Annotated in this window: 13 protein-coding genes; 7 read left to right on the top strand and 6 right to left on the bottom strand. The window is 32.4% G+C overall.

Going from position 1 to position 13,987, the window contains the following annotated elements; genetic code table 11:
* Window positions 1–60 precede the first annotated feature (60 nt).
* Entirely contained in the window at window positions 61–1,470 is a 1,410-nt protein-coding gene (locus OS191_RS11110) for a peptidoglycan DD-metalloendopeptidase family protein (RefSeq protein WP_267155758.1), read from the top strand.
* 1 nt (window position 1,471) lies between these two features.
* On the opposite strand, the gene OS191_RS11105 is transcribed toward OS191_RS11110, so the two are convergent.
* The 4 genes from OS191_RS11105 to trhO are packed head-to-tail and all read right to left on the bottom strand — an operon-like array spanning window position 1,472 to window position 5,050.
* Window positions 1,472–2,476, bottom strand: a complete 1,005-nt coding sequence (locus OS191_RS11105; RefSeq protein WP_267155757.1) for a radical SAM protein — start codon at window positions 2,474–2,476, stop codon at window positions 1,472–1,474.
* Between the two features lie 15 nt (window positions 2,477–2,491).
* Window positions 2,492–2,722 (bottom strand): ferredoxin, encoded by a 231-nt coding sequence (locus OS191_RS11100; protein WP_267155756.1) that lies wholly within the window; start codon window positions 2,720–2,722, stop codon window positions 2,492–2,494.
* Entirely contained in the window at window positions 2,722–3,966 is a 1,245-nt protein-coding gene (locus OS191_RS11095; protein WP_267155755.1) for a peptidase U32 family protein, read from the bottom strand. The genes OS191_RS11100 and OS191_RS11095 overlap by 1 nt, the downstream gene beginning before the upstream one ends.
* A 10-nt stretch (window positions 3,967–3,976) precedes the next feature.
* Window positions 3,977–5,050: an oxygen-dependent tRNA uridine(34) hydroxylase TrhO gene (trhO, locus tag OS191_RS11090; RefSeq protein WP_267155754.1), complete on the bottom strand. Its 1,074-nt coding sequence runs from the start codon at window positions 5,048–5,050 to the stop codon at window positions 3,977–3,979.
* Between the two features lie 460 nt (window positions 5,051–5,510).
* Here trhO and recA point away from each other — a divergent pair, with 460 nt between their 5' ends.
* From recA to OS191_RS11070, 4 genes are all read left to right on the top strand, one after another.
* Window positions 5,511–6,518, top strand: coding sequence for a recombinase RecA (gene recA / locus OS191_RS11085; protein WP_267155753.1), 1,008 nt, complete (start codon window positions 5,511–5,513; stop codon window positions 6,516–6,518).
* 92 nt (window positions 6,519–6,610) lie between these two features.
* Window positions 6,611–7,009, top strand: a complete 399-nt coding sequence (locus tag OS191_RS11080; protein ID WP_267155752.1) for a hypothetical protein — start codon at window positions 6,611–6,613, stop codon at window positions 7,007–7,009.
* 28 nt (window positions 7,010–7,037) lie between these two features.
* Window positions 7,038–7,580: an RNA polymerase sigma factor gene (locus OS191_RS11075; RefSeq protein WP_267155751.1), complete on the top strand. Its 543-nt coding sequence runs from the start codon at window positions 7,038–7,040 to the stop codon at window positions 7,578–7,580.
* Window positions 7,580–9,286, top strand: coding sequence for an outer membrane beta-barrel protein (locus OS191_RS11070; protein ID WP_267155750.1), 1,707 nt, complete (start codon window positions 7,580–7,582; stop codon window positions 9,284–9,286). Before OS191_RS11075 ends, OS191_RS11070 begins: the two co-directional genes overlap by 1 nt.
* Before the next feature lie 93 nt (window positions 9,287–9,379).
* Here the strand turns inward: OS191_RS11070 and OS191_RS11065 are convergent, their stop codons facing one another.
* On the bottom strand, window positions 9,380–10,114 hold the full coding sequence (locus tag OS191_RS11065) for a lysophospholipid acyltransferase family protein (RefSeq protein WP_267155749.1): 735 nt from the start codon (window positions 10,112–10,114) through the stop codon (window positions 9,380–9,382).
* 116 nt (window positions 10,115–10,230) lie between these two features.
* Here OS191_RS11065 and trpS point away from each other — a divergent pair, with 116 nt between their 5' ends.
* Both trpS and OS191_RS11055 read left to right on the top strand, forming a co-directional pair.
* Complete coding sequence (gene trpS / locus OS191_RS11060; protein ID WP_267155748.1) at window positions 10,231–11,199, top strand: tryptophan--tRNA ligase; 969 nt, start codon at window positions 10,231–10,233, stop codon at window positions 11,197–11,199.
* Between the two features lie 59 nt (window positions 11,200–11,258).
* Window positions 11,259–12,815 carry a hypothetical protein gene (locus tag OS191_RS11055; RefSeq protein WP_267155747.1) on the top strand — a complete coding sequence of 519 codons (1,557 nt, stop codon included), beginning with the start codon at window positions 11,259–11,261 and terminating at the stop codon, window positions 12,813–12,815.
* Here OS191_RS11055 and dprA read toward each other — a convergent pair.
* Complete coding sequence (dprA, locus tag OS191_RS11050; protein ID WP_267155746.1) at window positions 12,812–13,915, bottom strand: DNA-processing protein DprA; 1,104 nt, start codon at window positions 13,913–13,915, stop codon at window positions 12,812–12,814. The two genes, OS191_RS11055 and dprA, sit on opposite strands and share 4 nt — an antisense overlap.
* Between the last annotated feature and the right edge of the window lie 72 nt (window positions 13,916–13,987).

Raw genomic sequence — 13,987 nt, 5'->3', positions numbered from 1 at the left:
TTTAATGCTCACATTTTTATTTTTTTACGATAAAGGTTTAAATCACTTAAAACTATCATTATGAAATCTATTTTTACTTTTTTTCTTGTAATAACCTTAATCATATCATCTATTTATAACACACAAGCTCAAGACTTAGAGCCTCGTGGAGGAGAATTTATTTTCAATCCTGATAAAGTACCTTGTTTAACAACTGATCAAAGAGAAGCTATTAAAATAGAAACCAATAATAATATTGAAGCCTTAAAACTTCAAAACAAATTGGCTTTTAATGAAAGTAATAGCCGTGGTGGACATCCATTATTTATATGGCCGCTAAAACAAGCAGATGGCTTTAGCTATAATAACACTTGGGCAATATCTGGCTATGTAGATCATAATTCGGCTTACCCTAATCAATTAACAGATTATAATTGTGGTACAAGAACTTACGATGCTGCTAGTGGTTATAATCATCAAGGGGTTGACATGTACTTATGGCCATTTATATGGAATCAAATGGACAATGGTCAAACTGAAATTATTGCAGCTGCTCCCGGACAAATAATTGCAAAAAATGATGGCCAGTTTGACAGAAGTTGTGACTTTAATAACAATATCTGGAATGCAGTTTATATTCAACATAACGATGGTAGTATTGCTTGGTATGGGCACATGAAAAATGGTTCGGTTACCACAAAAAATGTTGGAGATATGGTAACTTTAGGAGAAGTTCTTGGAACCGTTGGAAGTTCTGGAAATTCCACAGGTCCACATTTGCATTTTGAGATATATACCGACAACTCTTACACCCAATTGGTAGATCCATTTATGGGAACTTGTAATAACATGAATTCAACTAGTTGGTGGGAAACTCAAATTCCATATAACTACTCTGGAATCAATGCTGCTTTAACTCACACTGCTCCGCCAGTTATTTTCCCTACTTGTCCTACACCTGAAACTCCAAATACGAGTGATAGTTTTCAAGTAGATGATACAATCTATTTTGCTATCTATTTAAGAGATCTTGTCGCTGGAACTAATGTCCATTTATCTATTATTAAACCTGATAACACCTTTCTATACGATTGGAATTTTACTAATCAAGCTACGCAATCTTCTGGATATTATTATTGGTACTACACTGGTGTGTACGACCAAGAAGGTGAATGGAAATGGGAAGTAACTTATGCTGGTGAAACGGTAACACACACCTTTAATATAGGTGCGTTAAGTGTTGATGACGAGGTTTTAGAACCAATAACTATTTTTCCAAACCCTACAAGACATAGCATATCAATAAAAACAACAAAAGTATTAGAGTCTGCTTCTGTTTACGATATAAGTGGGAAATTGATTAAATCTGTTAATTTCAATGAAACCTCAGCGTACAATATTGATATTTCAAATGTATCGAAGGGCCTGTATTTTCTTTCGGTAGTTTCTAATAAAAATGAACAAGAAAGTTTTAAAATTATTAAACAGTAGTTTAGTTAAATTCAATCTCGTAATTAAGCCTGTTTGCCATAGATTTTAATTCTTTTTCAGATTTAAAAATGTTAGACCATAATTGCTTACTCCAACCAATTTTTTTGGAGTAGGTATTAAAACTTTCATTGTTATAATCAAACCCATCCTTCCAGAATTTTTGTGGCGAGACATAACAAAACGTATAATCGAAAATTAAACTAGAAGCATTTGTGCTTTGGTTTTTAGGAATGTTATTAGGTGCTAATAAAGTAATATGATTTTCTTTACACTGCGTTCTAATATCTTTAATTAATTTTGGATAATCATCTCGAATGCTATCTAAATCGAAATCGTTGTATTCCGTATTTCCAATTTTTTGAATGGGACGAATTTGAAGTATATCAAAACTTTCGCCATTAAAATGCTTAAAAAAATCAGCCAATTCGTAAAAATTATCTTTGTTGAAGGTATAATTAATGCGAACTTTAAAATCGTATTGCTTTTTTAATTTTTCAAAAGCTTTAAAAGCATTATGAAACTTTTCGTAACTGGCCTTTTGCATAAAATTTTCATAGCTTTCTTTATGAACACCATGAAGTGAGATAGTAAACTCGCTTAAGCCTGCTTTTAAAAGAGCTTCAATTTTTTCTTCGTCCAACAAGTTTGCATTGGTAGTAATAGAAATATAAGGCACTTTATAGGTTTTCCCCAGCTCAACAACTTTAACTAAATCTTTATATAAAGTTGGTTCGGTACCACAGCCTATTTGAAGTTTTAAAGCACGTTTAAAAATGGTTTTAGCCACTTGGTTTAATTCGTCTTCTTTAAATTGTCCTTTTAAGGTTTTTACATAATCAGCATCTGTAAAGTAACACATTTTACAGCGTAAATTACAGGCCATAACTGGATCTATATTAACTGCCAGATAGCGTTGATTAAACTTATGCAACATATAGAGTCCTAGAAACTTAATTCTATGACTTTTAATTTTTCTATTGAGTTGTAAGAGTTTGTAAATATTCATTTTATTGATATTTAATCAATTTATTTTAACGCTAATTATGTTTACTGGACATGCTTTTGAAGCATTTTCGCAAGCTTCCAAAATAGTATAATCGTTAGATTTTAATGTGAAAAATCCTTTCTTTTCAACCCCATGTAACAGCACAGTCTTTCCGTCTTTTTTCGACATCTGAAATTGGCTTGGTGCCATTTCTACACAATAATTACAACCAATACATTTATGGCGTTGTAAGGTAACAATTACCATTAGGCTTCTACTTTATTTTCAACAATTTTATATAATTTATCCGATGGTCTAATTCTAAAATCCATAGGAATGGTTACCAAATCTCCCTTAGAGCCTATCTCCGATTTTACATCATTAATCATCATCTCACGTACTTCCATTTCTTTGGCTCCTGTTGTTGGGCCTGTAATTAAAATGGTGTCTCCAACAGTAATATCGAAAGCTTCAATTTTAAATTCTCCAATGTTTGCTTTAGGGTAAAAGTGTGTGCCTTTCCCTAAATACACTTTCTTTTGAGTTGCATGAGAACCAGAGCTATTGCTCCATTCGCCTAATTTCTGACCTAAATAATACCCACTCCAAAATCCACGATTATACACTTTTTCCAACTCTTGCATCCAGGAAATAACTTTTTCTTTGCTGTAAGTTTTATTGGCTACACTATCAATCGCATCGCGATAACATTTAATTACTTTTGCTACATATTCTGGCGCTCGTCCTCGACCTTCAATTTTTAGAACTTTTATTCCGGCATCAACAATCTCATCTAAAAAATCGATGGTACATAAGTCTTTTGGAGACATAATGTATTCGTTATCCAGTTCCATTTCGAAACCAGTTTCCTGGTCGATAACCGTATACTTTTTTCTACAATTTTGTTTGCAAGCACCTCTATTTGCTGAAGAATTATGTGAGTGCAAACTCATATAACATTTTCCAGAAACAGCCATACAAAGCGCTCCATGACCAAAAATTTCAATTTCAACCAATCTCCCTGAAGGGCCTTTTATTTGATCTTTCTCTATCTGTTCGGTTATTTTTTTTACTTGTCGCAGACTCAACTCACGACTCAATACCATGGTATCGGCAAACAGGCTGTAAAACTTAACCGTTTCAATATTGGTTATGTTTAATTGGGTGGAAATATGCACTTCCATTCCAATCTCCCTTGCTGAAGCAATTACAGCTTGATCCATGGCAATTACTGCTGTAATATTGGCTTCTTTAGCTTGTTTTAACAAGGTTTTTACAATAGATAAATCGTGATCGTAAATTATGGTGTTTAATGTTAAATAGCTTCTAACATTTTTCTTTGCGCATCTTCTGGCTATTTCAGGTAAATCGGCAATCGTAAAATTTACCGTTGCACGAGCTCTCATGTTTAATTGTTCGACTCCAAAATAAACCGAATTTGCACCGTTATCCAGAGCTGCTTGTAAAGACTCGAAGTTTCCTGCAGGTGCCATTAATTCTATATGTTGCATAACCAGAAGATTAAGGTGTTTTACTTTTAAAATTATCAAATATGTTACGCAAATCGGTTTTATAAGGTAAATGGTCTGCTCGTCCTTTTTTAAAGATGTCATTACTATTACCTTGTCCTTTACGCAAAGCTTTTTGTTCCTCGAAAGTTAACTGGATAATTTCCTGACAATGTGAAGAACAGCAGTTTTCCATTTTTTCTTTGCAAGCCTCACACTGAATAAACAATAAATGACATGCAGAATTAGCGCAGTTTGTATGTAAATCAGCTGGTTCGCCACATTGGTGGCAATGTGCAATTACATCGTCTGAAATACGCTCCGAACGACGTTCATCGAACACAAAATTCTTTCCAATAAATTTATTTTCTAAACCTTTAGCTTCAACTTGTCTCACGTAATTAATGATGCCTCCTTCTAGTTGATACACATTTTTAAAACCTTTGTGTTTGTAGTAAGCACTTGCTTTTTCGCAACGGATACCTCCAGTGCAATACATGACTAGTTTTTTATCTTCTTTATGATCTCTTAAATCTGCTTCAATAATATCTAACGATTCCCGAAAGGTATCCACATCTGGAGTTAGGGCATTTTTAAAATGTCCTATTTCACTTTCGTAATGATTTCTCATATCAACCAAAACGACGTTTGGATCGTCAATAAGCTCATTAAATTGTTCAGCTTCTACATGAATTCCTAGATTAGTCACATCAAACGTATCATCGTTTAATCCATCGGCTACAATTTTATCGCGTACTTTCACTTTTAGTTTTAAAAATGAAAAATTATCGTGTTCAATGGCAATATTCAATCGCACATTTTCTAAAAACGAAATGGTATCTAAATGGTTTTTAAAAAGATTAAAATTATCTGCTGGGACTGAAAGTTGAGCGTTTATGCCTTCGTGAGCGACATAAATTCTTCCCAGAACATCAAGTTTATTCCAAGTTAAGAATAAGTGATCTCTAAAAATTTCAGGATTATCAATTTTGGCGTATTTGTAGAAAGAGATGGTCAAGCGTTCTTTTCCCGCTTGCTCGATAAGTTCGGCTCTTTCTTTAGCGCTTAAGGTATTGTACAGTTGCATGCTATACTAATTTTTTAAGGTTAAAGATTATTTTTGCTGCAAAGGTAATGTTTTTTATATTTTTATAGATTTCCTTAAACCAAAAAGCACTTTATAAAAATTTATAAAGTGCTTTAAGTAGACTAACTCGTTATTAATATTTTTTAATTTAATTTCTAAATCGAAAAAACATTGTTACGAGTTAACCTCCATCGGCTTTACAGTTACTATTTATAAATATAGCCACTGAAACACCTAGTGCATTAATACATTTTTTAAAAAATTTCATAGTCTTTGACACTTTTAAGTTTAAACTAATCATTTATTAAAAGCGAGTGTTTATTTTTTTCTTTTTCACAGTTAAAATTTTCCCACTTTATATAGTAGATGCAGAAAGTATAAAAAGGTTGCGTGATAAAATTGTAAACTGAAAAAAGAAGTAGTATTTTAGCATCACTTTTACAAGATAAAATATAGAGAAATGAGCAACGAAAAAGAAGCAAAATTAAAAGCATTAAAACTTACTTTAGATAAATTAGATAAAGCATACGGTAAAGGAACAGTCATGAAAATGAGCGACCAAGCGGTTGTTGATGTCGATGCTATATCTTCAGGGTCTTTAGGATTAGATATTGCCTTAGGCGTTGGTGGATATCCAAGAGGACGCGTGATTGAAATTTATGGTCCAGAATCTTCTGGTAAAACAACGTTAACCTTACACGCTATTGCAGAAGCTCAAAAAGCTGGCGGTATTGCTGCATTTATTGATGCAGAACATGCATTTGATAGAACATATGCAGCCAACTTAGGAATTGATATTGATAACCTTGTTATTTCGCAGCCAGATAACGGAGAACAAGCTTTAGAGATTGCTGATAACCTAATTCGTTCTGGTGCTATAGATATTGTTGTTATTGACTCGGTAGCAGCTTTAACACCAAAAAGTGAAATTGAAGGTGAGATGGGAGATTCTAAGATGGGGCTTCATGCTAGATTGATGTCGCAAGCCTTAAGAAAACTAACAGCTTCGATTAGCAAAACACATTGTACCGTAATCTTTATTAACCAATTACGTGAAAAAATTGGGGTAATGTTTGGAAACCCAGAAACTACAACTGGTGGAAATGCCTTAAAATTCTACGCTTCTGTAAGATTAGATATTAGACGTTCTACACAAATTAAAGAAACAGATGGGAATGTAACTGGAAACAAAACCAGAGTTAAAGTGGTGAAAAACAAAGTCGCTCCTCCTTTCAAGATGGCGGAATTTGATATTATGTATGGAGAAGGAATCTCGAAAGTTGGCGAGATTTTAGATATTGCTGTAGATTTTGAAATTATTAAAAAGGCAGGATCGTGGTTTAGTTATGGCGAAACCAAATTAGGTCAAGGTAGAGATGCTGTTAAAGCCTTAATAAAAGACAATCCAGAATTACAAGACGAACTGGAACAAAAAATTAAAGCTCAGCTAAAAGCTAATAAAGAATAAAGAAAAAAATCCCGACTTGTATCGGGATTTTTTAATATCTCACGCAACCTTTTTATACTTTCTGCATCTACAAGATAAATATGTATTTTTTAATGAAGAAATTTGTAGCCTACTATTTATTGGTTAGTTTCATTTTCTCTTGTAGTACTAGCGACGATAGCGCACAAGATGTTTATTATGAAATTCTACCTGTAGAAAGTGCTATTGTGCCAGATCAATTCCATTTGGGTGACACGTATGAGATTACTTTAACCTATATTAGACCTTCCACTTGTTATGCCTTTAATAACATTTATTTTGTACAGGAAGCTAATGAACGCACAGTAGCAGTTGTTGCTTATGTGGTTTCTGGAAATAATAATTGCGAAACATTAAATGAAGAAATGGAAACTTCGTTTAATTTAAAAGCAACCCAAAGCGGATCTTATATTTTTAAATTTTGGCAAGGAGGCAACAATTATATGGTTGTTGAAGTTCCAGTAGTAGATTAATAACTTTATTAAATTAATACGTAATCATTTGGGTTTAAAACAACTCATACAAAAATGTAGTAATAATGATACGAAAGCACAGGCAGAACTATATCAACTCTTTTCGGGTAAATTGTTTTCTGTTTGCTTAAAGTATTGTAAAAACTATGCTGAAGCAGAAGATAATCTGCAAGATGCTTTTGTGATTATTTTTAATAAAATATCGCAATATAAACACAAAGGTTCTTTTGAAGGTTGGCTAAAACGAATAACCATTAACACAGCATTACAACGCTATAGAAATCAAAGTGTTTTTGAGATTATTGATGATACAAATATCGAAGATGTAGAAGTAACTGTTGAAGACGACGATGTTTCAATCGAGTTTCTTTTACAGATAATTCAAGAATTACCAGACCGATACAGATTGGTTTTTAACCTCTATGTTTTAGATGGCTATTCACATAAAGATATTGCAGACATGTTGGAAATTTCAACAGGAACCTCAAAATCTAATTTGGCAAGAGCTAGAAAGATTTTAAAAGATAAAATTGAAGATTACAAAACAAGTTTAAACACGCATACCTTGTAATGAGTGATAAAAAACATATAGATAGAGTTTTTCAAGAAAAATTCAAAGACTTTGAAGTGTCACCAAACCCACAAGTTTGGAACAGCATTCAAAACAAATTAAACCAACCACAAAAAGACAAAAAGAAAGTATTTCCTTTTTGGTATAAAGTTGCTGGAGTTGCAGCTCTATTACTTTTAATGTTAACGGTTGGAGGTTTATTATTGAATAATAATTTTTCTATTAACACAAACAATACAAAGGTTGTAGATACTGAAAACACTTTAAAAGATGCTACAAACCCTTCTAATGAAACTGATATAAATTCAACTATTACAAATACTTCAAACGAAAAAAATAAGGTTGTAAATAAAGTTTCGACTTCTGAATCTCAGATTAGCAACAATACTAATAAAGATGAAGATGCTTCAGATAAGTCACAAATAGCTTCAGAAGAAGGTCTTCAATCAAAACCTTTCAACAATAATAATATTACAAACCTTTCTGTTAAAAAAAATATAACCGATACACGAGTTACAGAAAACACAAGTTCCAAGAGCAAAATGAGTACAGAAGAAAAAACTACTGAATTCGATGTTAAAAGCTCAATTGAAGATGGAAAGAATTCAACAAACCTCTCAACATCTAACAGTAAAACCGATTCACGACTAACTAAAAACTCTCCGACAGAGAGCAAAAAAACTTCGGATAAGTACTCGAATAAAAATTCTAATAACACCAACAACTCTACTAAAAACAATAATATAGCTGTAACACAATCAAACTCTAAAGATGGTAAAACCAATTTAGAATTCGATAATACAAAAACTGAAAATCAATTACAACAATTAAGCAATACCACAACAGAAACTGGGATTGCCATAGAAGAAAATACAGAAGCTGAGGTAGAAGAAACTGTGGAAGAAGCACTGAACAAAACAGACTTAACCATAGAAGAAGCTATTGCAGCTAACCAAGATCTTATTGAAGAAGAGAAAGATGACATAATAAACAGGTGGCAAGTATATGCTAATGTTGCGCCTGTTTATTATAATTCGATGGGAAAAGGCTCTCACATTGACGATCAATTTGCAAACAATTCTAAAACCGGAGAAGTAAATACCAGTTATGGAGTAAATGTTAGTTACAATCTAAATAAGAAACTATCCATACGTACAGGATTAAGTTCTTTAAACTTGAGTTACGACACGAACGATGTTATTCTTTACGAAAACATAGCAAATAGTAGCACAGCTCCAAGTCCTTTAAGAAACATCAATTTATCTGAAGGTTACAAATCTCTTACAGCTATTAGTGCAGATAATTTAAGCGTTGGTCAAATAGATAATTCTTTAAGTCCAAAGTCGAATGCCGCAATTAGTCAGCGCATTAGTTATTTCGAAGTTCCTGTGGAGTTAAGCTATCGAATTGGAAACAAAAAATTAGGACTAAACCTGATTGCTGGTTTTAGTTCATTTATTTTAGATGGCAATGAAGTATATTCTGAATTAAACGATGAAAACACGTATATAGGAGAAGCAAACAATATAAAAAGCATGAGTTTTAGTACCAACTTTGGGGTTGGACTAGACTATAAGTTTACAGAAAAATTTAAGTTCAATCTAGAGCCTACTTTTAAATACCAATTAAATGCGTTCGAAAATACCTCTGGTAATTTCAACCCATATATTATTGGTGTTTATACTGGTTTTAGTTATAAATTTTAGTTTTTGGTTGGTTAGATTAATTTGTTAATTTCAAAGAAGTTTGAATAACAATAATCAAAAAAGAAAGCTACTCTGTGCCAAGAGTGGCTTTTTTTATTCGTTACTTTCTAAGGTTTTTAATATTGTTGATCGTGCTTTACTATTCACTTCTTTCGTGTCTTTAATAGTTAGTCCTTCCGTTTTAATAAAGGGATGAATTTTAACACGCATACGTCCTGGACCACCGCTAAAAAAAGTATAAGAAAATCGTTTTTTGTTATCCATAAACGTCATAGGCACCACAGGAATCTGATGGTTGATGGCCAATCTAAAAGCTCCATCTTTAAAAGTATCTAAAACAATAGCTTCGTCTGGAACACCACCTTCGGGAAAAATACAAATACTTAAACCTTGTTTCAATCGTTTTTGAGCTCTTAAAAACACGGCTTTTCTACTTCTTTCGGAGCTTCTATCTACTAAAATACAAGTGCGTTTATAGAAAAATCCGAATAGTGGAATTTTAGACAACTCTTTTTTTCCTACAAAAACAAAGGGTTTTTTTACCGATACCAACATGAGCATGATATCTGCCATAGATGTATGGTTGGCAATAAACATGTAGCTTTTGTCTGGATTTGGAACTTGTTCATGTTCAATTTTCCAAACAAAACCCATTCCAAACAAAATAAATTTTGCCCAAACTCGAGCTATTCTAAAAAAATATGGATACCAAGACTCTTTAAGTATAGAAATAATTAGAAATGGAAATAAAACGATAATGGGTAAGGCTACAAGTATATAGAACCAAATGCGATATAAAATCCAAAACAAATACTTAAATATTCTCATAGGGGCCAAAACTACTTAAATTTATTGAGCTATTGTATCAAAAAAATTACCTTTGTAACTTGTAAAAAAAAATAGAATAACTAATTAAAAAGATTCCTGCTTTCGCAGGAAATATTATGGCAAGAATTTTAACAGGCATTCAAAGTACAGGAACACCACATTTAGGAAATATTTTAGGCGCGTTAATTCCAGCTATTAAAATGGCTAACGATCCTAAAAATGATTCTTTTCTGTTTATAGCAAATCTACATACCCTAACGCAAATTAAAGATGCTGAACTTTTACGGAACAACACATATTCTACAGCTGCAACCTGGTTGGCTTTTGGTTTGGACGTAGAAAAAACAGTTTTTTACAGACAAAGTGATATTCCTCAAGTAACAGAATTATCCTGGTATTTAAGTTGCTTTTTTCCATATCAGCGGTTAACACTTGCGCATAGTTTTAAGGACAAAGCAGACAGGTTGGAAGATGTTAATTCTGGTTTGTTTTATTACCCGATGCTTATGGCAGCCGACATTTTGTTATATGATGCAAATATTATTCCTGTTGGAAAAGATCAATTACAGCACATAGAAATGACACGTGATGTGGCTTCTCGTTTCCATAATAAAATGGGAGAGACTTTTGTTATGCCTGAAGGAAGTATTCAAGAAAACATCATGATTGTTCCTGGAACCAATGGTGGAAAAATGAGCAAAAGTCAAGGTAATATTATTAATATTTTTTTAGATGATAAGAAACTTCGCAAGCAAATTATGACTATTGAAACGGATAGCACAGCGCTTGAAGATCCTAAAGATTGGAAAACTTGCAACTGTTTTGCTCTTTACAGTTTATTGGCTTCTGAAGATCAAATTGAAACCATGAAAACCAATTACGAACTAGGTGGTTATGGTTATGGACATGCTAAGCAAGCACTTTTTGAATTAATAATTGAAAAATTTGCAACAGAACGTGAACGTTATCATTATTATATGAATAATATAGATGAGATCGACAGACTTTTAGCCATAGGGGCAGAAAAAGCCAAAGTTGTGGCTAATGATGTGTTAAAGCGTGTTCGTGAAAAAGTAGGTTACTAAGTTTCAAAATTTTATAGGTTCATTTTTAATAGTATATTTAGTTTTTAAATAGCTATTAAATGAAGCGTTTATTCTTATTTCTTTTAATTACAACATCTATTTGGAGTTATGCTCAAGATGGAGAACGCTTTGCTTCCAATAAAAAATTCTATCTAAAAGGGAATTCTGCCATTATTGGAAATAGTATTGTAAGCACAGATGCTGTAGCACCTTTTAACGAAGATTCTGAAATTAACGATGTACTAAAAATGCAGTATATAGACGTTGACAATAACGCATCGACATTTAGTTCTAGCCAGGCCAACCTACTCCTTAATAACGAAGCTTCATCTATAAAATATGCCGCTTTATATTGGAGCGCTATTTATAAATATGATAAAGGTGTTCGTAGAGTTATTAACTACGAAAAAATGGTCTATCAAGGTAAAGATGAACGCGATACCATTGTTAATTCCATATTGTTTAAACTCCCTGAGAGCGACTATCAACCTATTCATGGAAATATTATCTTCGATAGTTACCAAACCAATCTCTTTAACGATACAAAACCTTATGTTTGTTATGCAGATGTTACCCAGTTGCTAAAAAATGCAAACACCATAGATGGCACGTATTCGGTTGCAAACATAAAAGCTACCGAAGGCTACGTTTCTGGAGGTGCTGCTGGTGGTTGGCTATTATATATTATTTATGAGAACGATTTTGAAACTGCTAAATATTTTACTACTTATAATGGTTTTGTTGGGGTTGATAGAACGATTACCGAAATTACTTTTAAAGATTTTAAAACCGATGAAGTTGGCAATATCAAAACGTCTCTTTTAATTGGCGCTTTAGAAGGCGACCAAAAATATAAAACAGATAATTGTGCTATTTTAGATACTGAAAAAAAATCGCCTGTCTTATTATCAAACAAAGAACGCCCAGAAAATAATTTTTTTAATAGTAAAATAACTATTGAAGACGAAGCTTTTTTAGACCGAAATCCTAACAGTTCCAACACTTTAGGTTTTGATGTTTTAAAAATGGCCATTCCAAATAAAAACAATCACATTCTATCTAATAATTCTTCGGAAGCTACCATTCAATTTAAAACAAAAGCGGATGGATTTTATTTATTTTTTGTGGCTTTTGAAACTGAAATAAGTCCTATTTATCTTGAAGGAAAAAGTAATGAAGAGACTTTAGTTGTATTTGAAAATGAAGAACCTACCGAACTTCTTGACGTTGAAATAAAAGAGAAATCAACCGAAATTCCTGAGCCTAAATCAGACGTTTCAAAACCTGTTAAAGTACAGCAAGTCTCAACTCCTAAACCAAAAAAGAAAACTGGTTTAGAACGTATTGAAAGTTTAAAATCCATTAGCATTCCCAATCTTCCAAAAGGATATTATTTAGTAACCAATGTGTTTTCAGTAAAAGAAAATGCTGATAACTGGATGAAAACTTTGGAAGAAAAAGGACACGCACCAAAGTCGTATATCAATCCCAAAAATAATTGGAATTATATTTATTTAGACATGAATGAAGATGCAAACACCATTTATCAAAAACAAAAAGAGCTTTCAAAACTAGATTATTTTCAAGATATCTGGATTCTAAAAATAAACTTCTAAATAATTTCGAAAAGTTTTCCAGGCAAAGGTCTAACTACGCCCTTAAGTTCCATATTTAATAAAATACCAGCTATTTTATAAATAGGCAAGTGACATTCTAAGGCAATAACGTCAAGAAGTTGTTTATCTTTTTCTTTTAGATAGTTATAAATTACTTTTTCTTCATCATTTAATTCTACAAACAATTGCTTTTGTACTGGTGCTTTCTTTTGTTCCTCTAATTCCCAATTCAGCATATATGGAATATCTAACGGAGTGGACAACACATGAGCCTTTTGAAATTTAATCAAGTTATTGCATCCCAAACTTTGGCTATCTGTTACTCTTCCTGGAACAGCAAACACATCTCTGTTATAGGAATTTGCAATATCTGCAGTTACCAAACTACCTCCTTTTTCGGCAGATTCAATAACAATAGTGGCTTCACTTAAACCAGCAATGACTCGATTTCGTTTTAAAAAGTTATTTCTATCAAAAGGATCGCTACTCCAAAAATCGGTAAAGAATCCCCCATTTTTTTCAACCTCAGCTACATATTTTTTATGTGCTTTTGGATATACTTGATTCAAACCATGAGCCAAACAGCCTATAGTTTGTAAGTTATTATTAATGGCTGCTTTCTGAGCTGTAATATCTGTTCCATAAGCAAATCCAGATACAATTACTGGATTAAAAACGGCTAATTCATCAATTAATTTATTGCAAAAAGCCATTCCGTATGTGGTAATTTTCCTTGTACCCACCACACTAATTATGCGTTGTTTCTTTAGATTGATATTCCCAGACTGAAACAGTAAAATAGGACCATCAATACAGTGTTTTAATTTTTCAGGATAATCAGAATCTGCAAAATATAAGGTAGTAATATTATTCTGTTGAATGTATTTTAACTCTTCTTCAGCAGCTTTAAAATGATGTTTGCTATATAAATCTCTTATAACCAAGCTTCCAATACCATCAATTTTAAGGAGGTTTTGTTTCTTCTCATTAAAGATCGCTTCAACAGAACCACAATGCGAAATCAGCTTTTTAGCTGTAATATCACCAATGTTGGGCACGTGCTGCAAGGCCAAAATATATAGTAAACTATTTTCAGTCATGTTAATATTTTGATAATGAGACTACAAGTAAAGCAATTTTATCATGTTAATAAATAGTTAAGCCGAATTTTT

Source organism: Xanthomarina sp. F2636L (assembly GCF_026410195.1).
Taxonomy (GTDB): Bacteria; Bacteroidota; Bacteroidia; order Flavobacteriales; family Flavobacteriaceae; genus Xanthomarina.
The sequence above is the reverse complement of the archived record's forward strand: the minus strand, read 5'-3'. Positions and strand labels throughout refer to the sequence as shown.